The sequence below is a fragment of the Leptospira biflexa serovar Patoc strain 'Patoc 1 (Paris)' genome, from assembly GCF_000017685.1.
Lineage (GTDB): Bacteria > Spirochaetota > Leptospiria > Leptospirales > Leptospiraceae > Leptospira_A > Leptospira_A biflexa.
This window is the reverse complement of record NC_010602.1, coordinates 2,229,744-2,255,840: the sequence shown is the minus strand read 5'-3', so window position 1 is coordinate 2,255,840 and position 26,097 is coordinate 2,229,744. Positions and strand designations below refer to the sequence as shown.

The window sequence follows — 26,097 nt, the reverse complement described above, 5'->3', positions numbered from 1 at the left end:
TGCCGAAGCGTAGCGGTAAGTCGCTGTTATTTGCAGTGGCCTAATAATAGAATATTAGTCAGTTGCAATTAATTTTATTTCGCTTCCGTCTGGTAGATCTTTAATTTGCAATGCAAAACTACCAGAGGCAGAAATCAGTTCCAGAAATTTCGCTTTTCCAATATTATCATACGTGTAAGTACCGCCCAAAATACTTTGAATTTTAAGCAATATTTTCTATCAGTTGATAAAGCTCCATGTTTCGAATATGCAATTTCGATTAGATTATTCATATCCCAATCAATAATGAACTCTTCTGTATTTTTAAGAATTTCAAATTCGGTTAAGTTTTCTGCAATAATTGTACAGCTTAGGTCTTCAGGACACATCCGTCATATTTGATCTTTTTTATCTTAAATAATTATATTTCCAAAATCATTGATTTGTATAATTTGATAGGCCGAAAGTCCTGTCAAACTCCAGCTATCATTAATCTGTTTTATTATTTCAATCATATAGATTCGGAATAAACCATTTAAAATCGGTAGAGGCATTTTCCTGCCAAGGCCAGATACCATCTACATCGGGATAAATTAATTGAAGAGCATTAAAATTATCTCCTTTATATAGCCATCTAGCCCAACCAAAATATTCTTTAAAGTATATCTTGTTAACGTTTTTGAACATAACATCAAAGTTTTCTAAAAAACCACTGTAAAAGGTATCTGTTTTGAAACTTTTACCTAACTTGATTTGGTTGTTATAATTGTTAATAATACTATGTGTAAGTTCAAATTTTAACCCGGTAATGATAATTTCAGACTGGTTCGATACTTTTTGAATTCCTATTGAGTAACTAAAGCAGGGATTCTCCTCATCCTCCATTACATGTAGAATATGACATCCATATTCATTAATATCTGATAAAGCTTTCTCTTCCAATTTATCCATAAATAATTAATTTTTTAGGCCATTGCAAATAACGAACTAGCCTTAACGACGTAGGCTGGCCCTGAGTCCCGAACGGGACGTTAGGGACTGGAACGACACTTGCGACTGCAAGGGGAGTGCCAGAAGCCTATGTGTCGCAGACCGAGCGAGGCCTTGTGCCGAAGCGAAGCGTTAAGGCGCTGTTATACGCAGTTCAAAAACTATATAAGATTTTATTCAATAAGTTAGATTTTAATGAATTTTGAAGCTAACTTTTTTTTCAGGATATTAATTATTTACCCTATTTGTTTTATATAGAAATCGACATCCTTATTTTTAATATCTTCTATAGAAAAAAGTTTAAGGTGACGGCGAAATTTTCCAGTTCCTTCCAGTAGTTTTTTTGTGTCTTTCAACAAAAATCCTTTTCCAAACTCAAAAGAAATATGATTTTTGCTTAAAAATATTCCTCCAAAATCCTCACTCAATGAAAACATGATTCCACCATACATAATCCTTTCAATGGTTTTTGGATGAGCTTTGAAGACTAATTCACGTAATTTCTGAAGGATTTTAAATTGACCCTCATTTTTGATTTTGATTTCATCAAGAAAATACTGAACTTTTTCATCGTTTGATTTTTTCAATACTTACTCCTAAATTTTATTAAATTATGTTTTTTTCCTATTTTAAAGTTGTAAAACAAAGGTGAGTTTTGTTTTATTTTTCAATAGGAGTGCATAGTTCTATTAAAAAACCGTTTATATCTTGAACATATGCTACAATCTGTCCCCAAGGCTTAGATGATGGTTCTTTTACTAATTTTGCACCTGCATCAATTGCTTTTTTTAAGTCGTTTATTATATCATTTGTTACAAAAGTTAATTCAAACGCTGGTGGTATTTTGTGCGAATCTGATTTTACAATATCAATTTCATTATACTTTGCTACATCATAAGAGGCAAAAGCTAGAACAGTCTCACCAGTCTCCAATTCCGCATAATCACTTTCTGGCGTAATAAATTTTTGAGTATAGTTAAATGCGTTCTCATAAAAATCAATTGTTCTCTGTACATTTTCAACATATAGAATTGTGTATCCATATTTAATCATATTAGGTCTCCTTCACAAAAAAAACATTAAGTAAGTTTGTTTATTAGTAAACATATTTAAAAATCCTCGATTCTCAAAAAAAAAGCTTTTTGAATTGCGTATAACGAATAGACTTGCCGAAGTTCCCCGACCCTGAGTCCCTTCGGGACGTTAGGGACTGGCATGTAGCTTGCGTAAGCAAGGCGAATGCCAGAAGGGGAATTTGCCGCAGGCCGAGCGAGGGCTTGTCCCGAAGCGTAGCGGTAAGTCGCTGTTATGCGTAGTAGTGCTAATGCTTCAAATATTTTCTCATTTAAATGAAATTGTATAAACGTAATCTGTAAGACAGAGCGTAAATACAGAACTTTATATTTAAAATTCTCTTATCAACAAGATTTACAGATTAGGAATTCCATTCTCAAGATAGTTCGCATTTATGATTTCAATTAAAGATAATTTAAAAGACTGTTTTTCTCGATTTTTCAATTTATAAGTTGTTTCTGATTCTATTTCAATTTGAAATGTATTCTCCATAGTTTTTGGTTTGAATATATTATTCTTGTTAAGTTGAGTAATTATATTTAGACATTCTAGTTGCGTGTAATCGCAATTATGATTTCTTAAATGTTTCGGTAACCAGTTTTGATAATCTTTTAAAAGAATCAAACTATCATCGTCTATTGCTATTTTGGGTGAAATAATAGTATTTATAAAGTCAAATTCAACAATGGAAATATTTTCTTCGGATTTAAGTTTTAACAACACATTAACTGCTAGTTTTCCACTATGTGTATAATCAATGCTAAGGAATGAATGTGTAAAATTATGCATTGCTGATTTGAAATTCTTAATTTTCATAATGAAATTTTGCACTATTACGCATAACGAACGAGGCTAAACGACGTTCCTCGGAGCTGAGCCTCCGGAGGAGGCGTTAGCGTCGGCACATCTCCTTGCGTTGCAAGGAGTGTGACGGAGAGGAATGTGCCGAAGGCCAAGCGAGGGCGTCAGACCCGAAGCGCAGTGTTTAGCCGATGTTATGCGTAGTGCCATATTTTTTAGAAAAACTTTACCAAATCAACAATTTCTTTGTTTGATTTTAATAGAAATGAGCTAACTATCGGAAAATCGAAATTCGATTTTTTTAATGTAAACTTTATTTTATTGTTATCGTAAAAAATATCATTTTTGAAAAAAGAAAAACCGGCATTTTTTAATTTTTCACTAATTGTATCTGACTGATTTTCATTTACTTCGAAACTAAGAATTTCCCATTTTGCTTCTTTAGAAGTTTCGATAAATTTTTCTTCTAAAAATCTATTTAAGTATTGTATATAAAAGACTTGGAAAAAATTGAATAATTCATTAATCATCAGAATTTTGGTAATCGGAATATTGTTTCCATCTTTATCTTTTACATTTTGAATAATAATATCAGATATTTTTAGGTTAGAATTTGTTAAACCTGACAATATTTTATCTATAGTTAGGTCAGATTTCAATGCAAATCCAGAGAACCAAATTGTCGATCCCTTGTAATTTTCTGGAATTTTTGGATTCTCATAGTTTACCAACTCTAAAATGGAGTTTTTACAGGCAAACATACAACTTGAGAAAACACCGTAATTTGTTATCGGATATATAATTGGAAAGTCAAAACGATCTTTAAATCTTTTAAAATCTGATTCTAAGTTTTGAGAATAAATGAGAAAATGATCAAACGTTGGTTTTATTTCCATGTCAGCTATTAATAATTTAAAGTTTTATGGCATTACGCATAACGAAATTTAACTGTATGTTTTTATTATGCCGTAATTTGTTTTGAAATGGATTGTGAATTATCTAGATTGGGGCGGTTATAGTTGTTTTTTTGTATATTATGATTTAAGTGTTTAATAAGCGTATGTTTAGTTTTGTGCGCATACTGAGGTAAGTTGGTTTTTTTTTGGATATGTGACATAATTATTTTGTTTGGTTTGTTTTTTGTCGGGTTTTTTGGGGCTAGGCATAGCTTCGCCCCCTCACTCCCATTGAGCGAAAAGTGAATCTGATTCTTGATTCGAAGATCCTGAGTTCAAATATTTTTTTGTTTGGTGGTGTTTTTTCGTAACGGAGAGGGGGTTAGTTATTTCATTTTTTTAGTTTTTTTTTACATCTTATGCAATAAAAATGGAATTAGTTTTATTGATGTTTTTTGAGTAGTTTTGGCTTTTTTCAAAAGCAAAGGGTAAAAATGTTTCATTGCTGATTAGTATTTCAAAGTTTTTGAAACTAGAGATTCCGACCCATATTTCTTTAAAAGACTTTACTAGTAGTGATCTATAGTAGTGTTGATCGTATTTTGGTGTTTGGTTGGTAAATTTGAACGGACTATTGCTACATTCTGATGTAAAATCGTTCGGTTTGTTTATTTTATTTGTGATACTATGCGCTTCGTTTTCTATATTTTCTTGGATATGGAATTGGTTCGGTGGTTCGTGGATTTGGTATTTAGCAATTGTTCGTTGGTTGATTTTTGAATTGATTTTTGAGTTTTCTGTTACATTTTGGATTGAATTTTGTTCTAATGTTTCAATTCTTTTTTCAATTTTCTTATATTTTGGTGAACTGTTTTGGTATAGGGAAGGATTTGATGGGACGTTTTTATCATCTATTTGTTTCTTTGGATTTTCTTTTTGCTCCATTCGTTCGAGTGTGAGGTATCTTTCTCCTTTTTTATCGGATTTTTGATTGATGACGATGTATTTTATTTTTTCACCAGCTTGCACATGGACACCCATCGCAAGTAGGTCTTTGACAGCGATTGTACTTGGCGCATCTACGGTATAGTCTTCTGGTTCTTTTGAGGTCGATTTTTGGATGACAAGGTCTTTCCAGTTGAGATTCCCCGTTGTTAGTTTTTGATCATAATAAAAGAATAGGTTCAAAATTTCGGATTCTTTTTTTTGCATTTCCGAAATGGATTTAAATTGGCACATCCATTGGATCATTTTGTTTTGCGCATCTTTTATAAAGTTTGGAAAATCTTTTCTTCTTGTGATGATCCCTCTACCCTTGAACTGCCCATCGATGAAACGTCCCATGTATCGGTTAGCAACGGGGAGTTTTTCATCTTGGGTGGAAGGTGGAAAACATAACCAAGAATAAATTCCTTCTATTTCCATTTTGATTTTGGTGCGTTTTTCAATTTCTAAACAAAGGAATGTTAGGTCTTCGTTGGTGATCGGTGTTGTGTCCTTTTTTTGGATAAAAATACTATCGGTAATTCCATGTACAACTTTGTATTGGAATTCTTCTGATACTTCTTTTGCATTGATAAGTTTTTCTCTACCAAAAGCTGTAACTGCTTCATGACTTTCCAGTTTTCCGAATTTTGCATTTCTATAACCTAAATAACCAAATGACGTAACCAACATCCATTTTAAGCTAGATTGTTTTGATTGGATGTTTAATAGATTTGGATGGTTATTTCTTTTTTGTTCTTTGTAATGATTCCTTCTTTGGACGATATGTGCCAATGCTTCAGAGACAATCCCTTTTCGTTTTGCGCAAATTCGGTAACCTAGGGAGGGAACTTTTTCTACATTTGGGTCATCTTCGCAACATAGACAATTGATCGTTTCTGGACTGATGTTGTGTTTGACCATAATGTTTGGATACATTTGAGAGAAATCGAGCTGTGCCACGTTTTCTAATACAAATCCATTTTGGATATCGGCTTGGAAAACGAGTCCGCCCTTATCTGCATTTAATAATTGTAAGGCGGATTTTTCTGATTCGAGCGCGCTTTTTTGCCAAGGAACAAGATAGTTCATGCGAAGGGCTACATCTACTTCGATGTAGGTGAGTGCTTTTCCTGTGGATGCCCTTGCCATTTTTTGGATTGGTAATCTGGAGATACGCGAGAGTTCAATGATTCCGATGAGTTCTGCTTCTTTGTATACAAAACTATTCCGGGAATCGATATGCCATCTTCCAAATAAAGGATAGGACGGTGCTCGGAATACGATGGTACCATAGGTGTTAAAACTGGTGCCTTGGGTTTGGATGGAACGTCGGATCAAACTTGTTTTGTCTCTATCGAATTCGGTTGTTAGGTGACATTCTTGGGCTGTTTTAAAGAGATAGGGAAAGATGACTTGGTCACCAAATGAAGATAAAATGATATCAGGATTATGTTTTTGTAATATAAGGTTTAGTTTTTCGATGAGTGTGATTCCATTTTTTGTGGGTATATTATATTTTTCTTTGGGAGTTTCGACGATTAATGTATTCTCTTGAAAGGGGTGCCTGTGGCTTTTTTCTAAGTAGAGGGAAATGGCTCGTAGTTCAGGGATGTTGTAGTCTAACTCGTTTATGTCGGTTAAAGATGTGACGGATTTGATGCGATTTATTTTGTTTGGGGGAATTTCATATTCAATTGTTAGATAAGCAAGTGGGTAGATATTTTTTTCAACCATGTATCCTGTTGTGATTTCGATATCCGAATGGTATATGTCATACTTGCCATATAAGTTGAAAAGTTTGTTTGTAATTCTTGGAAGTAATTGTGGTTTTGAGATGACAAGTTTTAAAACTGGTATGGTTTTGTTTTGGTAGAACAGTCGTTTTTCTGTGAAACTGGGTATTTCGGCTAATGCATCTAATTCGTAAAATCGTTTAACTAACTTCTTTAAGATAGAGGGTGACGCATTCGCATAAATGATGGGAAAGTATTCATCGACAAAAAGTTTTAATTCACCAGTGTCTGATTTGATCCAAAGGTAAATTTTTTGTTCTGAATGGTAGATATCAAACAGATAACCTTTGTATGTTTCCATTTTGATCTGATGTTATATTGGTTCCAAATTTTTGTTTCACGAAAGATTTAATTCTTTGGAGAGTTTCTTTTTTAATTCAGATAATTCGTTCAATTCTTTTTTTAATTCAATCATCATAGATAAGAGCATTGAGTCAATTGGATAGGGAAGTGATGCCATTACACCAGCTTGCACTTGTAATTTGGCTATACGAATGAGGTCGTCGAAAATTTCTTGGTCGGCTTTCCTAAGGGCCCTTCGGAAGTCGGAAAGGTTTTCTTCGATTTGTAACATTTGTCGTGAATAAGGTGATATGGTTCTGCCCATTTTATGCTCCTGATCCTGAGATGGATGTTTTTCTTGTGCGGATCCTTGAGAGTCCTTTTTCTGTTTTGAGTTCCCATAGGGTTTGGGAAACATGTAAAAGTTTTGGAAAAAAAAGTTTAAAGTTTTTATGAGAATAGGTCCATGACTCAATGATAAGGAGAGGAACATTTTGGTTGGGAAACTTTTCTATGAAGCTTAGCATTAAGTTTAATAAATAAATTCCTTCGTCATCTTTTACATCTCCATCTAAGAATTGTTTACATGGAGCTAACAAAAAGTAAATGGTATTTTCTTTTTTTTGTCTTAAGATGTTTTGTAGAGCATCTAAGATTTGGTAGGGTGTGAAGGCTCTTTGGATTTGAATTTGTTCTAAAAAAGGTTCCGGCGCTAAATTTTGTTTTCTGGTTTCTTCCGTGATGGTGAAGGGATTAAAGCGGATGGCACAATCTAAATTGAATACTTGGAAGCCCGAACAGACAAGTGCGTACTGCCAATAGTGGGCAAGTTTGTACATTCCGCGTTCTCCCGTCAGTAGTCCCAAGTCCTTTTGGTTCCAATTTTGAATGGGTTCGTAGATATTTGTGGAAGAATGGGTTTGTTCCGCAAGGTCCATAATACTACTTATATGTTAAGTAAAAATATGTAAAGTGAAATTTCCTTCCCTTTCTCTTTACACTCCCTGTAAAATTTCTAAAAAAGGAGGGAATAATGAGACATAACTAGGAAGTCATTCTCCAGATTCGATGCAAAGAAAAACGAGACTGAAGGTGGATGTGGATCACTGCGATCAAGGGAAACATTACAGTGAATGTAAAAATACACAGAACAGAGAGGAAGAGGCATGGCAAACAACTACGCACTTTCTGATCAAAAGGCAAGTTTAGGCTCTATTCGTTTTTTCTGATCCACCTCATCAAAAATGATCAGGAATTGTTTGGGATCGATTGGGTAAGGCCAACCATAGTTTTCCCGCGGCGACCAATCAAAGTGATCGAAAAGATTGTTTCGATCGGTTGTTTTAAGGAAGGGAATCCACAAATAAGAAAGGAGTGAATCGAGATGGAAGAAGGGAGGAATGGGAAAATTCTATTCGATTCGACTATTTTTCAGATTTTGCAATGAAGTAAGAAAGTGACAAGCCGTCTGAAAAACGATTTTGATTTCATTCTACCAAGAAACAACATTCGCCATTGGAAATGAAAGAGAAAGATTTGAGTTCGGAAAGCCGTGAACCAGATCCAAAATTTTAAGCCAAACGAATCCTAGGTCGAATCCGTTTGGGAAAAATTTGAAGCAAACGACCGACACGAGTGAACAAGTGCTTGGCGGTCGTTTTCCTTGGTTTGAAAGTTAAAGTGGAGGAACTTCTCCGACAGCTTTGACACCAGTTACAAAATAACGAGTTTCGGCAAAACAACTAAAGGGAACACCTATATGTTCTTCGTATTCTAACACCACACGTTTTCCAATCGAAGCATTCAAAGTTTCGGTGATGGATTCATCACGGATGCTGAAGTAGAATTTTTCTGTCATCGTTCCAGGCATCGTGACAAGGGCCATTTCCCCTTCCCAGGTTTTGCAGACCCAACCCTTTTTGGAAAGTTTTTGGATGTAACCTGCACGGTCACCTTCTGAATAACTCCAAGTGAGAGTGAGCCAAGTATAACCCGCTAGAAGTACAACGAGTAGGATGAGGAACAAACTGAAACGAACAATGAATTTACCCATATAATATCCAGAAGTCTTGCAAAGGATGGGAAACTTTCAAGACAATATTTTGAAATACAAATACGAAACATGTGGAAATTGATAAAATTGACCCGCGCCAGGGATACGAAGGGCTTGGTCTGCCTATGGCAGACGGGAGCGAAGGCGCACCCCGGAGTAGCCCGCTCCGTTTGGGAGAGAGTAAGGTAGCAATCGGGATTGGAGGCGCCATTGGAAATCACAAGGGAAAGGTTTTTGGAAAAAAGGTGAACTTTTTTTTAAAAAAATGGAGACATCGAAGGAGGAACTTGCGGAAAAAAAGGTTCCGTGGTAAATGAGAGGCATTGGGTGGCGGGTCCAGTTCCCCACCCAGAATCGGGCGGGGATAATACCGCAAATTTCTTGCCAAACCCCCAAAGCCCACGAGACTAACACCTATGCAAAAGACTTTCCTCTTCCTTCTCTTCTCGTTTTTTATTGTTAGCTGTTCTACGGCAACTTCATACACCAAACCAGAAAATGTAAAGGCCACGAAACAGTGGGGTGTTGTGGAAGTGAAAGAAACTGTAAAAAGTATGAGCCATTCTTTATCAGTTTATTATAAAACAGAGTTAAAAACTGGCTATTTTGAGTGGAGTCCGTTACAAAATAGTACCTCAGAACACATTGATACGAAACTCATCACGAATGAAATTTTAAACCAACTCACAAAGGATAAAGTGCCTTTTGTGGATACATCCGTTCGGGCAGATGCAACAAAGGAGATTGCATTTGGGAAAACTGGGATGGTGTCATCTGATTCCCGTTTGGCGGTTGGTAAGTTTAAGTCTCCGTCCCACCAAATTAAGGGTGAAATCAATGAAGTGGTGAATTATGAGTCAGGTAATAAAATTCAATACATCACCGTGACACTTTTTCTTGTAAGTTTGGAAACCAACCAAATTGTATGGTCAGAACAAACTAATTTTTTGAAAAAGAGTAGAGTCGAAGGTTATGGATTCTGAACATCTGGAACAAATCCAAATCTAACTTTGATTTTTCCCATAGCGGGAGTAAGGTGGTAGGTCACTGGACCTTTGTTGGAAGTAAGGATCGGTGATTTCAGTTTTGTTTTGGATTTTCCGATCCAAACATATTCTGGGAAAAATCGGACATAACGGTATTCGTTTGAAATATCCAAGTCTTCTTTGATATTCTCTTTTGTTTGTCGAACTGAAGCGCTGACCCATTCACTCCCCAACTGAAATCCTGCAATGATTGTGATGATTCCAAGCCCTGCTAAGTCTTCCGAATTCACTTCCGCACCAACATACACCATTCCAGCACCTAATGCAATGATGGTGGCGCTGGCAAGGATGGACCCTGTCACTTTTAAAGTCCCTTTGGTTCCTTCTTTGATGGCTGTTGCAGAGATCAATTGGAAGTACTTTGAGTCTTGGATGAGTTCAGAAATTTCATTGTCTCGAATGAGATGGCGTTCATACCATCCTAAAGTTCCTTTTTCCAAACTCAAAGTCATCGTTTTGGATTGATCCACTAAAAGAAGGGTGCTTTGATTTCCAGAGGCGCGAAATTTAAGATTTCGGAGTCCACGGATGAAATTGAGATTCGCAGAAGGTTCCATCTCAGGTTCCGCACCTGGGCCACCGAAGATAAAAATAAACTCACCATCAGTTGGGACCATCTCCATTGCAAACGAACGAATGGAGTGAGATTGAGGTTTGAGTTGGGTTGCCTTTCTGAAATCCACCATGGCTTCTTCTTTTGCTCCTGTGGTGAGCCAAAGTGAGGCAAGTAATAACCGTAAGGTGGGATCGTCAAACTGACCCTCCGCACTCCATTCTCCACTCAGTAAATTCCCCGCATACCTTGCTTGGATTTTTGCTTTTTCGTAATCTTCCACGCGAGCATAATAGAGACCAAGTAAAATGTGAAGGTAGATGATTTCTGCTTCTGAAGCATAATACCCATCTTCAGATTCCATATAAAAAAAGGACTTTAAGGATCTAGTGGCACTGAAACGCAAACGTTCCTTACTTTCTTCTGCTAAAGACTCAAGGTCACTAAATTTTGTCCCACCATTTAAGAAAGATAGATGCGCTTTTTCTAATACAGCAATGAATCCTCTTCGTTCGTTCCGAGGTAAGCTTGTGATGGCATTGTCAATCTCTACTTTTTTGTAAAACTGAAGGGATTCTTCATAGTCTTTCCGTTTGGCGAGGCTTGTGCATTGGATGGAGAAAAAAAGAAAGAGAACAGAGAGGAGAAGGACACGCATCTGGCATATCCTTCCCTTGATTTGAAACTTGTCTATTCGAAATAAGATTTGAGTCCCGATTCAAACTCAACTTCCAAAGATTTGGTCGTCCACTCCCAATGGAACCCATCTCCTTTGACCGATAGGGAAGCCTTTGCACTTGAGGATCCCAGTGTGTAAACACTCAAACCCTTTGACGTAAAGGACTCACGAACCTTTGTTTCGTCGTTTGGTAAAAAACTTACGATAAAACTAGCACCTGTTTCACCAAAACACAATGCATCAAGCCTTGGAACCTTTGTTTGTAGTTCATTCAAATTGACTTCGACACCTTTTTTTCCGGCGATGACAATTTTAGCGAGAGCCACAAGGAGGCCACCAAGTGACAGGTCTTTGGCGGAAGTGAGGAGTCCGTTTTTCCGGCACTCGATGAGGGCATCCATGGTTTGTTTTTCCTTTTCCAAAGAAATGTTAGGGATCGCACCGGTATCAAGACCTTGGGAACGATACAAATACTCAGAAGCTGAGATTGTGGGTTGGAAATTTCCAACAAGGGCATACTTCACATCTTCCTTTGTTCTCGGGTAGGTACGTAGTCCTTTGGCAACATCGTCAATCACTCCCACCATACCAATGGTAGGTGTAGGAAACACAGGTCCTTCTGGGGATTCATTATAAAAGGATACGTTCCCACCAGTGACAGGAAGTCCAAGGAAACGACAAGCATCCCCAAGCCCTCGCACGCATTCACTGAACACATAATAGTTTTCTGGGATGTAGGGATTTCCAAAATTGAGGTTGTTGGTAACGCCGTATGGTTCGGCGCCCGTAGCGGCCACGTTTCTTGCCGATTCACAAACAGCAATTTGTGCCCCTTCATAAGGATTGAGATATGTATAACGTGAGTTACAGTCTGTTGCGACCGCAATCCCTTTTTTCGTGCCAGGGATCCGGACAAGACCTCCGTCCTCCCCAGGTTCCACGACCTTCACAAGTCCCACTTCAGTGTCATACTGTTCGTAGAGAGGTCGTCTGGAACTGATATTGAGGGAAGAGAGTAGGCTATTTAAAGTTTGAGGGACAGTGTCTGGTTTTAAGTCAGGGATTTTGTTTGGATCAAACTTCACCACCTCATCGAGGTAAGTCGGTCTTTTTTCTTCTCGGACATACCTTGGGGCACCACCACCGAGAACAAGGGATTCTGCTGGGATTTCCGCTTTGAGGGTTCCGTTTTTTCGGATGCGTAAGATCCCGTCAGCAGTGACAGTTCCAATTTCTACGGCGTTTAACCCCCATTTGTGGAAGATGGAAACAAGTTCTCCTTCTTTGCCCACTTCTGGGATGACGAGCATCCGTTCTTGGGATTCGGATAACATGATTTCATAGGCATTCATGTCCGCTTCGCGGAGTGGGACTTTGTCAAGATCCACATCCATCCCTGTTTTCCCTTTGGCACTCATCTCCGATGTTGCACAAGAAATTCCTGCGGCTCCCATATCTTGGATCCCCACAAGGAGTTTCTTTTGGATGGCCTCAAGCGATGCTTCCATCAGGAGTTTTTCCATAAAGGGATCTCCCACTTGCACGGCAGAACGTTTTTCTTCGGATTCTTTTGTGAGGTCTTTGGAGGCGAAACTTGCTCCATGGATTCCATCACGGCCAGTTGTAGCACCAACAATATAAACTTTGTTTCCGACTTTTCCTTTCGTGGAAGCAGAAGCCATTTCATCATGTTTGGCGATTCCAACAGTCATGGCATTCACAAGTGGATTTTTGGTGAAGGTTGGATGGAGGAAAAGTTCCCCACCACCCACCGCAATCCCAAGTGAGTTCCCATAATCGCCAATGCCTTTGACGGCACGAGTGAGTAGGTATTTATTTCGTGGTTCTTTTGGATCACCAAACCGGAGTGAGTTGAGAGAAGTGATAGGTCGCGCTCCCATAGTAAAAATATCACGCATGATCCCACCAACGCCTGTGGCAGCACCTTGGTAGGGTTCTACAGCTGTTGGGTGGTTGTGGCTTTCAATTTTAAAGACCACGGCAAGGCCATCTCCGATGTCCATGGCTCCCGCATTTTCTTCACCAGCTCCTGCGAGGAGTTTGTCAGATTTTGTGGGAAGGGTTTTTAATTTTAGGATGGAATTTTTATAAGAGCAGTGTTCTGACCACATGGCAGAAAAAATTCCAAGTTCAGTGGAATTGGGAATCCTTCCTAAGATTTTTTGAATTTCAACAAATTCAGTTTCGGTGAGTCCGTGTTCTTTCGCATCTGCCAGACTGACTTTCTCTTTTTCCATGTGTGTTTCCTTAAACGAGTTCCCGGTAATTGCGATTGAAATAGAGGAGGGGAGACCCTTCTTTTGTGACCACTGCTTCCACTTGGCCTAAGAAGATCCAATGGTCGCCAGCATCCAAAATTTGGTGCACAAGGCAATCCAATGAAGCCAAACAACCATTCAAAATGGGGGCTCCGGTGGACAGTTTCCCTGGGTTTAGGCCTTCCAAAACAACCGCTTTGTCCAGGGAACCAGAAGCAAAATCAGCGGAAATTTGTTTTTGTTCGGAAGAAAGAATATTCACTGCAAAGTTTCCTGCCGATTCGATTGCCTCTTTTGCTTTGGAATGTTTGGCCAAACAGAATAAAACTAACGGTGGTTCTAAGGAAACAGAAGAAAAACTGGAAACCGTCACTCCCCCTTTTTGGTGAGAAGATCCGTAGGTGATGACAGAAACTCCGGATGCCCATAGGGAAAGAGAGGTTTTGAATTGGTCGATGGATGCTGGCATAATGACTCCGTATTGACAAATATCAATTTCTGGAAGGATTCTAAAATCGAAATTCCATTTGACCCTTTGATAATTTTACGAGTCTCATAAGGGAAAGGGCATCTCCATGAAAGCATTGACCAAACACAGAGAATTGATTTTACAAGATCTAAAAGACAGGCACGACCATCCAACCGCAAAAATGGTATTTGAGTCAGTTCGGGACAAAGCAGACAAAATCAGTTTTGCCACAGTCTACAATTCCTTGGAATACTTGGTAGACCACAATCTAGTGAACAAACTCAATATTGAATCGGATTCGGTTCGTTACGATGCCTTCCTGGATGACCATTCGCATTTGATTTGTAAGTCTTGTGGTACCGTTCTTGATGTCCCAGCCTTACAACTCAGTGCCAATACGGATTGGAAAGCCATGGGATTTGTGGCAGACCACATAGACATTGTGGTGAGTGGCACCTGTTCGTCTTGCCAATCCCTCTAAAATGTAATGGATAGGGAGGTTTCCCCTCCCAAGCTTGCCCTATATGGGCATCATCCATTCCCTCTCTCCCGACCTCATCAACCAAATTGCCGCGGGAGAAGTCATTGAATCCACTCATTCCATCCTAAAAGAACTCATTGAAAATTCCATCGATGCGGGTGCTTCGAAGATTGAAATTGCAACCGAAAGCGCAGGCCTTGGCCGGATCCTTGTTTCCGACGACGGGCACGGGATTACGAAAGAGGATTTGCCTCTTGCCATCAAACGGTATGCCACAAGTAAAATCCAAACCTTCCACGACTTAGAACACCTCTTCACCTTTGGGTTTCGGGGGGAGGCACTTGCGTCCATTGCCTCGGTTTCAAGGCTTGTGATTGAGTCAGGGACAGAAGGAAACCGCATGGCTCAACGTGTGGTAGTAGAGGAAGGAAAGGTGGTATCGGAAGAAGAGATTCCATTTTTCCAAGGGACAAAGATTGAAATCAAAGATTTATTCTACAATACGCCTGTTAGGCGAAAGTTCTTAAAAACGGAATCGGGGGAAGAGAAAAAAAACAGAACCCGAGTCCAAACCATGGCACTCGGCGAACCTTCCATCGGGTTTCGGTATGTACAAAATGGAAAGGAAGTGTTCCATGTCCAAAAAGAAGAACCTTTGGAACGGGTGCTTTCGATTTACGGTGAAAACCTTCGGGACCATCTTTTGCCTGTCCACTCGAGCCGCAATGGAATGACCTTACGTGGGTTTATCTCTCATCCAGATTTTTACAAATCTTCTCGGATGGGCCAGTTTTTTTTCGTGAACAACCGTTCGGTGGAACTCAAATTTTCAGCCCAAATTTTGAAACGTTGTTACGGGGAATTATTACCAAGTGGTGCCTTTCCGTATGCCTTTTTGTTTTTTGATCTGCCTCGTGAGTTTGTGGATGTGAATGTCCACCCCCAAAAAAAAGAAGTTCGGTTTTTATCAGAAGAAACCATCACGGGGATCTTATTCCAAGGGATCACAGAAGTTTTACGTACCTCAACCCCTGTTGAATTTTTAGAAATGAGACGTAGGCTTTCCATGCCCATACCATACCATTCATCGGCCGACAAATCACAGTTTGGTGGTGAAGGTATGTCAATGGGAGGTCCTGGGTTTGGCTTTGGGATGGCGGGCAGAGGACAAGCCGTGTGGGGGAGTCAAAATGAAGAAGGAAACCCACTTCTCGGACCAAGTTCCATTGAGGGAAGGGCCGGTTTTTCTTTGGATGGGATTGGTGCCGGAACAAACTTACATTTACTCGGTGACAATCTGACCAAACACAATTTGTTTGTTCCGAAAAAACACTATGGAGTGATTTTTGAAACCTTTATTTTGGCGGAAGCAGAAGACGGGCTCTACATCATCGACCAACACACAGCCCACGAACGGATTCGTTACGAAGAGGTTCTACGTGATTTAAAATCGAAAGCCTACAAATCCCAAAGTTTACTCACACCCATCCGACTCGAGCTCACAAAAGAGGAAGCAGAGGAGATGATCGCAGAAAAACATCGGTTTTCTGAACTTGGGATCACACTCGAACCATTCTCTGGTGGCACCATCCTCATCCGCGAGGTTCCGTCTTATATCGATCCAGGGAAAGAAACAGAAACCATCCTCGACCTTTGGGAACGATTCAAATCCAAGGACCCAGAAGAGAAAGAGTTGTATGATGAGATGGCAAAATGTGTCGCCTGTCGGTCGGCCATCAAAAAAGGGGACCAGGTCTCTGATCCCATCATTGGCGAACTCTTACAAAGGCTTTCCTATTGTGAAAACCCTTCCCTTTGCCCGCATGGTCGGCCCACCCTCATCAAACTCACAAGAAAAGACTTAGAGACCATGTTCCATAGAATCTAAACTGCCAGCAGATACCGAAAAACATTGATTGATTTATCGGTTTCGAAATTCTAGGTTCTGATGTCAAGACCCTTAGAAGGCAAAAACATGACCCTGCGTGAGAAGGAAAAAATCCTCCTCCAAAAAATCAAAGCAGGGGATCCGACTGCCTACATGACACTTGTCTCTCCGTTCCGAGAGAGACTTTTCCGAAAAGCAGTTTCCATGGTCAAAGATGGCGATGACGCCGAAGACATTGTCCAAGATGCTCTCATTTCTGGTTACAAATCCATTCAAAATTTCCGTGCCGAAGCGGGTGTTTACACCTGGCTCTACCGCATTGTGGTGAATAAGTCCAAGGATTTACTCGCCAAAAAAAAACGGGGTCGCGAAAAACCCATGGATGACTCAGGGGATAACCAATTTGTGGATTCTCGTGTCGGATATGAAAAAAAATTGGAACTTTCTGAGGAATCCAGTTATCTAATGAGTAAGATTGCTCTCTTAGAAGATTCCTACAAACAAGTGCTCGAACTTCGTTATTTTGAAAATCTTTCTTATAACGAAATTGCCGAGATCATGGAATGTAATGTAGGGACTGTGAAGAGCCGTCTCTTTAAGGCGAAGGAGTTTTTAAAGCACCTCATCCAGAAAGATGAAAAGGGAGAGGGGTTCTTTGAAAAATAGGTTTATGAATTTAAAAGATTGGTTTCGTGCACAATACCCAGGTCTCTTCCCAGAAGACACTGATTCCGTGGTCCTTGAGAACAAAATTTGTTCCTTTTTCCAACACTTAAAAGAAAAGGAAGATACCATCCTCCCTAGAATGTCCAAGGACTTTGATGTCCGGTTACTCAATCTTTTAGAATCGGTTTCCATCGATCAACCCACGACCAAATCCTCCTTCTCTTTGCGTGACCTCATCGAAAATCGAACGGTTCAGTATTCCTTTTCTGCTGTGATGGCAGTGAGTTTGGTGTTTGTTTTAATGAACCGAACCCAATCGGAAACAACCTTTACCAAAAATGATTCTGCGGGAGTTGTGATTGAACAAAACAACTACCAATACGAACCCACAAGCATTGATTTAAGTGAATCCTACCAAAAACGTGTTTTACTCGACCACTTACGTTCGGCTCCAGGTTCTGTGTATGGACTTCGTGAACTCGAACTCTACTACTCAAAAACGGGTAGAGATGCGGCCGCGGAAGAACTCCACCTTCTCATCGAATCAGTAGAACGTTAAACAGAAATCTCAAATCGGGCTTTTGTATTCCAAAAGCCAAAATTTTTTTTGCCGAAAAGCGTCTGTTAGACTAAGTTTTTGGCAAAGAGAAAGGCATCCCTCGAACGGATCTCGTCGGCAGAGGAAACGATGGCGAGGGCAAACTGTTCGATCCTTGCTTCCAATCGAAAACTCCCACCACTCCTTTCTTTACTGTCAGTGAGTCGTTTTAATTCACCATACCAAATTTGGATCGTGGCTTCGTCTTTTTTTTGACCTGAGCGAAAGAGGCCTTCTCTCCAGGCAAGGACAGGCACAAGTTCCTTTGTCTCTTCTTCTTTTTCTGAGAGACGTTTTGCCTTTAGGATGAGGTCGACCATGGGTGGCCAACGCACCAAGGTATGGGGGAAAAGTTGCGGGTCATTTAAGAAGGCAGTGCGGTAATTTTCAATCCCATCTCGTTCATTCCCTGTCATCACTTGGGATTCTGCCAAATAATACAAAAGCACTGGGGATTGTTTGTTCCCACCGTAAAGAAGGACTTCGATCGCCATGGTATAGTCTTGGATTTTGATAAGGCTTCTGGCAAGGTCACCTAATAGCTCTTTGTCGAGGGCATTGGACCCTTCCCATTGGTAGGCAAGTTTTAGGTGGTCTCTTGCTTCTTTTAAGATACAATCTTGTGTGACAAAAAAACTATCAGTGTTTTGGAATCCACGTTTGCGAATCTCGGATTCAAAGTCGGAAAAAAAGTTGGAGGAGGAGTTTTCCTCGTTCTTTTCCTTCTCTGGTTTTTAGAATGAGATCCAGTCGGTGGTCCCAAAAACTGGAGATATAAAATCCACTGATCGTGGATATGTCTTCGGGATCTCGATCCAGAAGCACAGAATAGATCGATTTTGCTGTTTGAAACTCACCACTTCCAAGGTAGGTGAGTGCTTCTTCCGACTTCTGGATCATGAGAGATTAGTGTTGGCTTTTTTTATCGTGGTGTTTGCTTGTTTGTGAAATGATTTTGTCTTCTAAACCATCAATACAAACGTAAATGTCTTTGTCTTGGTTGTGTGCGTTAAAGTTGTTTCCATCAGCATTTAACTTGAGGTTAGCGTGGATTTCCCCATGGATGGTTTCAAAGGAAACTTCGCACGAAACAATTTTTTGAACGAATTTTGTCACTCGTTCTAGTTTTTCATCCGCATAGTTTTCAGCGGCTTCGGATCGGTCTAAGTGTTTCCAAGTATAATTGATTTTCATAGTTTGTCCCAATTTGGTATGGAATGATTGTATTTTGGAAAAAAAGCTAACGTCAAATAAAAAAGAATTGAAGGGGGATGTTTCGAGGCGTACTCCTCTTAGGTATGGCAGAAGAAAAAAAGAAACTGGATGGTGTGAAAAAAAACGCGATTGAAAAAAAGCGAAAAATAACAAACACTCCTGCTGCCAAAAAGAAAGTAAAGACGACTGCTTCGAAAAAAAAGAAGTCGCAAGCTGTGGACAGTTCTCTTCCAAACTCGCCTCCCACGTTTTCCCCATCCCTTCCCAAAATTTACAATGATTCCAATTTCACAAAACATCCGAATTTCCCAACAGATGACCTAATCAAAGTCCTTGTCCGTTCCCCTAAAGAAACATTTGTTTTTTGGAAATTTTCAAAACAAACATTGGAACGGATCACCTCTGAATTGGATGCCAAAAATACAGATGGCCTTAGGTTTCGTTTGAAAGTGGAATACCAAAATGTATTTGGCAGTGACCGAGTGGAATGGTATGACCTTCCTCCTTTTACTGAATCCTATTATTTGAAATTTATGTTTCCTGTTCGAATGGTCCAATGTACGATTTTTGTTTCGTTTCAGAAAACGGAAATCCCTTGTTTGCATGCAAGAGGAAAGGATCTGCCACAAGGCACCGAGTCCTTTCGATTGGACAAGGAATGGATCCATCCCCAATGGATCGAAGAGGGGCAAGTTGTGAAAAGTCCTTCTGGTGAGTACTACTTTCGAGAGGAAAACCCAAGTGGGTATTATGTACATCCGAGAAACGATGGAACCCAACCAAGTCCGAATCCCAATCCAAAATCCAATGAGAATTTTCCCTTCGCCAATGGATCAGGTTCCGGAAAGGGATTTTTCGGATGAAACCAACCATCAAAGGGCATTTGGTGTTTGTCCTTCATGCCCACCTACCATTTGTTAGGCACCCAGGTTATGACACTCCTTTTATTGAAGAAAACTGGTTCAATGAAGCCATCCTGGAAACATACATCCCACTTGTCCGTGTCTTTCGGAATTTAAAAAACGAATCCGTTCCGTTTCGGATCACCATGTCTTTCACTCCGACCCTGTCTCTCATGATGACAGACCCGTACTTACAAAACCAATTTCGAAAGTACATTCAAAACCTGATATCCTTAGCCAAACAGGAAACCAAAAGAACCAAATTGGATCCTCACCTTCATTATTTGGCAACCCGTTACCTGGAACATTTTATCGATACCGAATCCATCTTTGAAGAAACGAAAGGTGATTTGACGCAGTTATTTTTACCATTTATCGAATCTGGGGAACTGGAAGCCATGACAAGCCCTGCCACCCATGCCTTTTTACCATTCTATGATTCAGAACCGTCTGTTTTTCGTTCCCAATTGAAAAATGGACGAAGGACCTTTCGAAGGATTTGGGGCCGAGACCCAAAAGGGATCTGGCTTTCCGAATGTGGGTACACGGAAAGATTAGAAGAGGAACTCGACCGCGAAGGTTTTCGTTACTTCTTTGTGGACACACATGGGATCACACACGCCAACCCAAGGCCTAAGTTTGGAGTGTATGCACCCGTCGAAGTGGGGTATGGGGTGTTTGCCTTTGGGCGTGATCCGGAAAGTAGCAAACAAGTTTGGAGTTCCATTGACGGATACCCTGGAGATTTTCGATACAGAGAATACTACCGTGACATTGGGCATGACCTTCCATGGGAGGAAATCTCACCCTTTCTTAACTCCAATGGGATTCGCATCAATACCAGTATCAAATACTTCCGCATCACGGGAAAAACTTCCGACAAAGGATACTACCACCCGGATTGGGCGATGGAGGCGGCAGGAAACCATGCCGAAGATTTTTTACGGAATCGGATCAGGCAAGCAGAACACTTATTCGAGTCAAACAAACAGCCGTCAGTTGTAGTATCTCCGTATGATGCTGAGTTATACGGTCACTGGTGGTATGAAGGTCCACAGTTCATCGAGTTTTTATTCAAAAAAATCCACTTCAACCAAAACACCATCAAACTCTCTCATCCCTTAGAAGCGGCGAGGGCACTGCCACGGGTCCAATCTGTGGAAATGAAGATGTCAAGTTGGGGAGAAAACGGGTATGGAGAGGTTTGGCTGAACGAAACCAATGATTGGATTTACCCTCTCATCCATGACCTGAGTATTCGGATGCACAAACGAGTTCACGAATTTGCGTCTGGTACAGAGGACCAAATCCGCATCTTAAAACAAATGGGCCGTGAGTTACTTCTTTTGCAAAGTAGTGACTGGGCCTTTATCATGAAGACGGGAACCATGGTGGACTATGCGATCCGCCGCACCAATGTACATACCAATCTGTTTTTGGCATTGGATGCCATGCTCACGGGGCCTGTCGATTGGCAGGTTCTGGAAGCGGCCGAATCCGAAAACAATGCCTTTCCAGACATCCGACTTGAAGATTTTCGCTAGAATGATTCTAAAATAATTTGCCTTTCCAGAGACGATTTTGGAAACTGGAGGAGATCGGAGGGTGTTTATGACGAAATTTTACCGTTTTCCCTTAGTTCTATCGGTTCTTTTCCTTTTGGCGAATCTTGTGTTTTGCCAATGGAGCCACCGCGAAACCCATGAAGGGGTGTATCGAATGGATGATTCCGTCATTCGGTATGTGGAGATGTTAGAAGCCACCGAGAAAGGCCAAGTTGTCAAAAAACCTTCTGGGTTAGGACAAGGCATTTTATAAAAACAAAAAACCCATTCCCTTTAAAGTTTTGCACTTTCGGAGAATGGGTTTCAATTGTCGTATCCTACGTTTCCTTGTTTGACGAAATGGATCAGGTTTTTTTCACTCACTTCGGTTTGAAGTCTACGTTATCCCAATAATCCTTTCCATAATCAAAAAAGATTTCTTCGCCTTCCTTTATGGTTTTTAATACTTTGAATCGAGCTGTTTTCCACCTGACAGAAGTGATGAGTTCTGCATTTGGTTTGGATGAATGGTTGATGTAACGGGTGTAATTCGATTCGCGACCTTCCCCATAAATCCACCAATCCTTACAGATCCATAATAGGTATTTTGAATCTACGTATTTATTGGATTCTGCTTGGTCATCGGTAATGATTTTACCCATGTAATAACCAACAGTATCACCTTTGTATAATGTTTGTTTGGTGAAAAGTCCCATACCAATATTCGGGACTGAGGAAGGTTTCACGATAAAGTCTTTCTCGGTATACACTACCGGTTTTCTTTTTTTGGCCTTCTTAACAGATTTCTTTTTCTTCATTTTCTACCTATATGACATAAGAGGAAAACAATTCTCCCTTGTAAAGCCATTGGCATTCAAGATTGCCCTAGTCACACTCCGAAGTTTAAAGGGATAGGGGGGCCTATGAAACGGGAACCACAATTACAGACGGAAGAAAAAACCAATGTTGTGAATTTGGCCATTTACCGAGCCAAAAAAGCACTGGAACGAGATGGTTTTGAAGTGGTCGAAAACCCAGACGGGAAAATTACCCTTGTCATTCGTCTTGCGAAATAACCCCTCTTTTGGAACTTGGATACATGACAGCGCAATTGGAAGGCTTAAGGATCGGAAACGGACAAAAACATTGTGTCATCGTTTCAAAGTTCAATGAATTCATAACTGAGTCCCTATTAAAAGGGGCAAAAGATGCATACAGACAACATGGGGTAGCTGAATCCGATGTGACTGTGATCTATGTCCCAGGTGCGTTTGAACTCCCGCAAACTGTCAAACGAGTCCTTGGGTCCAAAAAATACCAATTCTCTGCCATCGTTTGCCTAGGGGCAGTGATCCGCGGGGCCACTTCCCATTATGATTTGGTTTCCGGGGAAGCCGCCAAAGTTGGATCCGTAGCAGACGGATCGGTTCCTGTGATTTTTGGTGTCATCACCACGGAGTCCATTGAACAAGCCATTGAGAGGGCAGGGACAAAAGCGGGAAACAAGGGTTACGAAGCGGCCACCACAGCCATTGAAATGGCAAATCTTTTCAAAGAGATCGGATGAGTTCCAGACACCGTGGGCGAAGTCTTGCCCTAATGTGCCTCTACCAAATTGATTTGGTGGGGACAGACCCAGACCGGGCTATGAAATTCGATTGGTATGACAAAAAAATCACGAGAGAAGAAAAGGATTATGCTGTCTTTCTTGTGAAAGGAGTGGTCGAAAATCGAAAAGCGATCGATACTCTAATCAAGAAGTATTCGGAGAATTGGGAACTTTCGCGTATTTCCGTGGTCAATCGTTGTATCTTACGTTTATCGATCCTAAGTTTGCAAAAGGAACCTTTCCTTGCCGCACCCGTTGTCATCAATGAAGCGGTAGAACTCACAAAGGAATTTGAAACAGAAGAATCAGCGCAATTCATCAACGGACTACTCGATGCCTTCTATAAGAAGGAGATCTTACCGAAAGAGCCCCACTAAAATAAAAAATGGATCCCATCCAAAAAAACCGCTTTCGCATTGAGGAACAAACCTCCAAGCCAAGTTATTACCAGGAAGATCCATACTTAAGGAACCTGGGAAAAGAAAAAGAGACGACCTATGAATCAGAAACAACGGTAAGGCGACCAGTTTTATCGTTTTTGTTTTGGTCGTTTCTTGTCCTCCTCATCCTTGGGTTTTTAACGGCCGCCTACTGGTGGTATTTACAAAAAAAACAAAACCCCGAAGATATCGCCAAAGTCCTAAAAGACCTACCCACAGATAAAAAAGCTCTGAATTTACTTGTCGATAAACCCTATCTCCCAGATGATTCGGTCAATCCGAAACTGGCGGCCTGCCTCAATGCCTATCACAACCGTTATGTGAACCGAGTGGGGACTGTCTGTGAGGAATTTTTAAACTCACCAGGGAGTGACGAAGACAAATCCATTGCCCTAACAGTTCTCGGTGTGATGTATGATGAAGCAGGGCGTTACATCAATGCCATCGAACGATTGGAAAAAGCCATCCAATACGATTCCAAAAACTATTTTGCATTTTATAATTTGTCCCTTGCCTTCAAACATGCAGGGAAATTTGAAGAGGCAAGGCGTGCCGCCCAGCGTGCCAAAGAAATTGCACCGAATGATTACCGAGTGGCGCTCTTACAAGGGAATTTATTCCAAGAAATTGGGGATCCACAAAGTGCCATCGAAGCCTACAAAGAAGGGCAGTCTCTTGCCCCGAGTGATGTCACACTCACTTACAACCTAGCCATCAGTTACTTAAAACAAGGCAATCTTGCCGAAGCCATTTCTGAATTCCAAAAGGTAGTGCAAACTGCCCCCAATTCCCAAACGGCTGTTTTGTCTTACGGCCATCTGGGAACTATCTTTTACCAAAGAGAAGATTATGACCGCGCCGAGTATTACTTTCGTGAAGTGATCCGTTTGAAAACGGGAGATGCCAAAGCCTATTATAACTTAGGTTTGGTGTATCTAAAGAAAAAGGTTCCAGAAGAGGCGGCCAAGTACTTCCAAAAGGCACTTGATGCCAATGCGAATGAACCAGAGGTGTATCGATATATCGCCGATGCCTTTTTGTCCATGGGCCAAACCAATATGGCCATCACCGCCTTAAAAAAAGCATTACTTTTGAAACCATCGGATGTGGATTCCCTTTTTGCTCTTGCCGAACTCTATTACAAAAAAGGGGAACTTGTCGAAGCAGAAAGTCTTTTTCGCCGGATCATCCGCCTAACACCTGGGGATACCTATTCCGAAACTGCCTATGTCAACCTGGGGATCATATTAGATGAAATGGAACGGTATTCGGAAAGTATCGCTGCCTTTGAAGGGGCCCTTTCCTTAAATCCTAAAAACCAATCCGCCTATTATAATTTGGGCCTTTCCTATTTACATGCAGGAAAACCCACAATGGCCATTGAATCACTTCGAAAGTCGCAGGCCCTTGATCCAAATCATGTTCCCTCGAGGCTTGCGATTGCTGATTACTATTTAGAAAATCGGTTTTATAACGAAGCGATTTCGGAATACGAAGAGGCGATCGCTTGGAAACCGGAACTCTATGAAGCAAGACTAAAACTTGCGGATGTGTACATCCAAACCAAAAACTACCAGGCCGCTGAAAAGATGTTAGTGTATGTTTTGGAAAACGCAAAAGATCCAAAAGAAATCAAACTCGCACATAGGAAACTTGCTCTCAGTTATGCGAGTAGTGGGAATGTAGGTTCTTCCAAAAAAGCAAAAGAAGAAGCGTTTCGTGCCACCCACATTGATCCAGAAGATATGGAATCAAGGCTTGTGTTATCGAAAATCCTCATCGATTCCGGATCCCTCGTGGACCGTGAAAAAGCCATCGAAGAGTTAACTGTCATCACTCGCTCTGATGTCACGCCGACCATTTCCTCCAAGGCTCATAATTATTTAGGAGTTTGTTATTTTAAAAATGGGGAATTTAAACGAGCACTTTCTAGTTTTCAAACTGCCATCGACTTAAACCCCAGTTTGTCGGAAGCATATGAAAACAAACGTGCGGCAAGGGCCCAATACGAAAAAACTTTGGAATCCAAAAAGAGAACATTTTATTGAGTTTGTTTGATTTTAAACCCCATCGTAAATTCCCAGAATATTACGAGATTTGCCAACATACCGATGTTTTGCGATATTTGCCCGCAAAACAAAGGGAATATGGAGACAGTTACTTCATGGAAGAATACATGTCCCAATACAAAAAATCTTATTACGATGATGAAACAAACCTACGTGACATGGCAAAACGTAGGCTCTCCCGATTGACAAATCTCCAGAAGTTGGGAGAAGGTGGGGACAAAGATCCAACCCAAAAAAAACTTTTGGAGATTGGTTCGGCCGCTGGATTTTTTTTAGACGAAGCAAGGATGGCAGGTTACAAAACCTCTGGCCTTGAACTTTCTCCAAAGGAAGTGGAATATGCAAAATCCACGCTTGGACTGGACGTGGAAAGGCGATCTGTTCTTAGTGTTCGTGAGGAAGAATGGCAACATTCCTTTGATACGATTGCGGCTTTTTTTGTGATCGAACACATAGAAGACATCGAAGGGATTTGGAGGCGTTTGGAACGTTGGCTTGTGCCGGGTGGGTGTTTGTATCTCGCCGTTCCTTCTAGTTTCGGGCCAAGTTTCCAAACCAATCCGAAGGAATGGTTTTCCACTCACCCCTCTGACCACTTTTTTGACTACTCAGTCCACTCCCTGAAAAAACTCTTGTCAATCCTTGGCTTTGACGTGAACTATGTTAGACCCATGTCGTACCACTCCTACCGGGACTTAAGTCCTCGTGGCAAATTCCCCGAATGGCTGTACCGAATGTATGCAAACCAATTCGCCTATGGTGATACCATCGAACTGATTGCCAGAAAAAGAAAACACTGAAATC

At 40.6% G+C, this 26,097-nt stretch carries 29 protein-coding genes; 13 read left to right on the top strand and 16 right to left on the bottom strand.

Annotated elements, in window-relative coordinates:
• Positions 1-486: 486 nt before the first annotated feature.
• From LEPBI_RS10690 to LEPBI_RS10650, 9 genes are all read right to left on the bottom strand, one after another.
• Positions 487-930, bottom strand: a complete 444-nt coding sequence (locus LEPBI_RS10690) for a DUF4262 domain-containing protein (RefSeq protein ID WP_012389137.1) — start codon at positions 928-930, stop codon at positions 487-489.
• A 275-nt stretch (positions 931-1,205) separates the two neighbouring features.
• A complete protein-coding gene (locus tag LEPBI_RS10685) occupies positions 1,206-1,556 on the bottom strand; it encodes a DUF1801 domain-containing protein (RefSeq protein ID WP_012389136.1) in 351 nt (116 codons plus the stop codon).
• A 73-nt stretch (positions 1,557-1,629) separates the two neighbouring features.
• A complete protein-coding gene (locus LEPBI_RS10680) occupies positions 1,630-2,022 on the bottom strand; it encodes a VOC family protein (protein ID WP_012389135.1) in 393 nt (130 codons plus the stop codon).
• Between the two features lie 375 nt (positions 2,023-2,397).
• Positions 2,398-2,859 (bottom strand): hypothetical protein, encoded by a 462-nt coding sequence (locus tag LEPBI_RS10675; RefSeq protein ID WP_226992753.1) that lies wholly within the window; start codon positions 2,857-2,859, stop codon positions 2,398-2,400.
• Between the two features lie 200 nt (positions 2,860-3,059).
• Positions 3,060-3,740 (bottom strand): hypothetical protein, encoded by a 681-nt coding sequence (locus tag LEPBI_RS10670; RefSeq protein WP_012389133.1) that lies wholly within the window; start codon positions 3,738-3,740, stop codon positions 3,060-3,062.
• Positions 3,741-4,157: 417 nt separating this feature from the next.
• Positions 4,158-6,821 (bottom strand): DNA polymerase domain-containing protein, encoded by a 2,664-nt coding sequence (locus LEPBI_RS10665; RefSeq protein WP_012389132.1) that lies wholly within the window; start codon positions 6,819-6,821, stop codon positions 4,158-4,160.
• 36 nt (positions 6,822-6,857) lie between these two features.
• Positions 6,858-7,127, bottom strand: a complete 270-nt coding sequence (locus LEPBI_RS10660) for a DUF8156 family protein (protein ID WP_012389131.1) — start codon at positions 7,125-7,127, stop codon at positions 6,858-6,860.
• Between the two features lies 1 nt (position 7,128).
• Positions 7,129-7,740 carry a hypothetical protein gene (locus LEPBI_RS10655; protein WP_012389130.1) on the bottom strand — a complete coding sequence of 204 codons (612 nt, stop codon included), beginning with the start codon at positions 7,738-7,740 and terminating at the stop codon, positions 7,129-7,131.
• A 737-nt stretch (positions 7,741-8,477) separates the two neighbouring features.
• A complete protein-coding gene (locus LEPBI_RS10650) occupies positions 8,478-8,855 on the bottom strand; it encodes a hypothetical protein (protein WP_041769863.1) in 378 nt (125 codons plus the stop codon).
• Positions 8,856-9,271: 416 nt separating this feature from the next.
• Between LEPBI_RS10650 and LEPBI_RS10640 the strand changes: the two genes are divergently transcribed.
• On the top strand, positions 9,272-9,838 hold the full coding sequence (locus tag LEPBI_RS10640) for a penicillin-binding protein activator LpoB (RefSeq protein WP_012389128.1): 567 nt from the start codon (positions 9,272-9,274) through the stop codon (positions 9,836-9,838).
• Here the strand turns inward: LEPBI_RS10640 and LEPBI_RS10635 are convergent.
• From LEPBI_RS10635 to LEPBI_RS10625, 3 genes are read right to left on the bottom strand one after another with little or no spacing between them, the layout of a single operon-like run.
• A complete protein-coding gene (locus tag LEPBI_RS10635; protein ID WP_012389127.1) occupies positions 9,826-11,112 on the bottom strand; it encodes a hypothetical protein in 1,287 nt (428 codons plus the stop codon). The two genes, LEPBI_RS10640 and LEPBI_RS10635, sit on opposite strands and share 13 nt — an antisense overlap.
• Before the next feature lie 32 nt (positions 11,113-11,144).
• Positions 11,145-13,391: a phosphoribosylformylglycinamidine synthase subunit PurL gene (gene purL / locus LEPBI_RS10630; protein WP_012389126.1), complete on the bottom strand. Its 2,247-nt coding sequence runs from the start codon at positions 13,389-13,391 to the stop codon at positions 11,145-11,147.
• A 10-nt stretch (positions 13,392-13,401) separates the two neighbouring features.
• The gene (locus tag LEPBI_RS10625) at positions 13,402-13,881 is read right to left on the bottom strand and encodes a flavin reductase family protein (protein WP_012389125.1); all 480 of its coding nucleotides are present in this window, start codon (positions 13,879-13,881) and stop codon (positions 13,402-13,404) included.
• A 106-nt stretch (positions 13,882-13,987) separates the two neighbouring features.
• On the opposite strand from LEPBI_RS10625, the gene LEPBI_RS10620 reads away from it, so the two are divergent.
• The 4 genes from LEPBI_RS10620 to LEPBI_RS10605 are packed head-to-tail and all read left to right on the top strand — an operon-like array spanning position 13,988 to position 17,475.
• Complete coding sequence (locus LEPBI_RS10620; protein ID WP_012389124.1) at positions 13,988-14,362, top strand: Fur family transcriptional regulator; 375 nt, start codon at positions 13,988-13,990, stop codon at positions 14,360-14,362.
• A gap of 43 nt (positions 14,363-14,405) precedes the next feature.
• A complete protein-coding gene (gene mutL / locus LEPBI_RS10615; RefSeq protein ID WP_012389123.1) occupies positions 14,406-16,250 on the top strand; it encodes a DNA mismatch repair endonuclease MutL in 1,845 nt (614 codons plus the stop codon).
• A gap of 60 nt (positions 16,251-16,310) precedes the next feature.
• On the top strand, positions 16,311-16,916 hold the full coding sequence (locus LEPBI_RS10610) for an RNA polymerase sigma factor (RefSeq protein WP_012476317.1): 606 nt from the start codon (positions 16,311-16,313) through the stop codon (positions 16,914-16,916).
• A 4-nt stretch (positions 16,917-16,920) separates the two neighbouring features.
• Positions 16,921-17,475 carry an LIMLP_12425 family protein gene (locus LEPBI_RS10605; RefSeq protein WP_012389121.1) on the top strand — a complete coding sequence of 185 codons (555 nt, stop codon included), beginning with the start codon at positions 16,921-16,923 and terminating at the stop codon, positions 17,473-17,475.
• Between the two features lie 65 nt (positions 17,476-17,540).
• Here the strand turns inward: LEPBI_RS10605 and LEPBI_RS19240 are convergent, their stop codons facing one another.
• The 3 genes from LEPBI_RS19240 to hpf all read right to left on the bottom strand — a co-directional run bounded on the left by LEPBI_RS19240 (position 17,541) and on the right by hpf (position 18,708).
• The gene (locus LEPBI_RS19240; RefSeq protein ID WP_012389120.1) at positions 17,541-18,008 is read right to left on the bottom strand and encodes a hypothetical protein; all 468 of its coding nucleotides are present in this window, start codon (positions 18,006-18,008) and stop codon (positions 17,541-17,543) included.
• Between the two features lie 181 nt (positions 18,009-18,189).
• Positions 18,190-18,414 carry a hypothetical protein gene (locus LEPBI_RS19235; RefSeq protein ID WP_012389119.1) on the bottom strand — a complete coding sequence of 75 codons (225 nt, stop codon included), beginning with the start codon at positions 18,412-18,414 and terminating at the stop codon, positions 18,190-18,192.
• A 6-nt stretch (positions 18,415-18,420) separates the two neighbouring features.
• Positions 18,421-18,708, bottom strand: a complete 288-nt coding sequence (gene hpf / locus LEPBI_RS10595) for a ribosome hibernation-promoting factor, HPF/YfiA family (protein ID WP_012389118.1) — start codon at positions 18,706-18,708, stop codon at positions 18,421-18,423.
• 77 nt (positions 18,709-18,785) lie between these two features.
• On the opposite strand from hpf, the gene LEPBI_RS10590 reads away from it, so the two are divergent.
• The 3 genes from LEPBI_RS10590 to LEPBI_RS10580 all read left to right on the top strand — a co-directional run bounded on the left by LEPBI_RS10590 (position 18,786) and on the right by LEPBI_RS10580 (position 21,449).
• The gene (locus tag LEPBI_RS10590; RefSeq protein WP_012389117.1) at positions 18,786-19,592 is read left to right on the top strand and encodes a hypothetical protein; all 807 of its coding nucleotides are present in this window, start codon (positions 18,786-18,788) and stop codon (positions 19,590-19,592) included.
• Positions 19,589-21,175, top strand: a complete 1,587-nt coding sequence (locus LEPBI_RS10585; RefSeq protein ID WP_012389116.1) for a glycoside hydrolase family 57 protein — start codon at positions 19,589-19,591, stop codon at positions 21,173-21,175. The genes LEPBI_RS10590 and LEPBI_RS10585 overlap by 4 nt, the downstream gene beginning before the upstream one ends.
• Before the next feature lie 67 nt (positions 21,176-21,242).
• Entirely contained in the window at positions 21,243-21,449 is a 207-nt protein-coding gene (locus LEPBI_RS10580) for a hypothetical protein (protein ID WP_012389115.1), read from the top strand.
• Positions 21,450-21,555: 106 nt separating this feature from the next.
• On the opposite strand, the gene LEPBI_RS10575 is transcribed toward LEPBI_RS10580, so the two are convergent.
• Positions 21,556-21,993 (bottom strand): SET domain-containing protein, encoded by a 438-nt coding sequence (locus LEPBI_RS10575; RefSeq protein WP_012389114.1) that lies wholly within the window; start codon positions 21,991-21,993, stop codon positions 21,556-21,558.
• Positions 21,994-22,098: 105 nt separating this feature from the next.
• On the opposite strand from LEPBI_RS10575, the gene LEPBI_RS19140 reads away from it, so the two are divergent.
• From LEPBI_RS19140 to LEPBI_RS10555, 5 genes are read left to right on the top strand one after another with little or no spacing between them, the layout of a single operon-like run.
• Complete coding sequence (locus tag LEPBI_RS19140) at positions 22,099-22,251, top strand: hypothetical protein (RefSeq protein WP_012389113.1); 153 nt, start codon at positions 22,099-22,101, stop codon at positions 22,249-22,251.
• Positions 22,252-22,274: 23 nt separating this feature from the next.
• Complete coding sequence (ribH, locus tag LEPBI_RS10570; RefSeq protein WP_012389112.1) at positions 22,275-22,742, top strand: 6,7-dimethyl-8-ribityllumazine synthase; 468 nt, start codon at positions 22,275-22,277, stop codon at positions 22,740-22,742.
• Positions 22,739-23,161: a transcription antitermination factor NusB gene (gene nusB, locus LEPBI_RS10565; RefSeq protein WP_012389111.1), complete on the top strand. Its 423-nt coding sequence runs from the start codon at positions 22,739-22,741 to the stop codon at positions 23,159-23,161. The genes ribH and nusB overlap by 4 nt, the downstream gene beginning before the upstream one ends.
• A gap of 8 nt (positions 23,162-23,169) precedes the next feature.
• Complete coding sequence (locus LEPBI_RS10560) at positions 23,170-25,272, top strand: tetratricopeptide repeat protein (RefSeq protein WP_012389110.1); 2,103 nt, start codon at positions 23,170-23,172, stop codon at positions 25,270-25,272.
• Positions 25,269-26,093 carry a class I SAM-dependent methyltransferase gene (locus LEPBI_RS10555; protein ID WP_012389109.1) on the top strand — a complete coding sequence of 275 codons (825 nt, stop codon included), beginning with the start codon at positions 25,269-25,271 and terminating at the stop codon, positions 26,091-26,093. Before LEPBI_RS10560 ends, LEPBI_RS10555 begins: the two co-directional genes overlap by 4 nt.
• Positions 26,094-26,097: the final 4 nt, after the last annotated feature.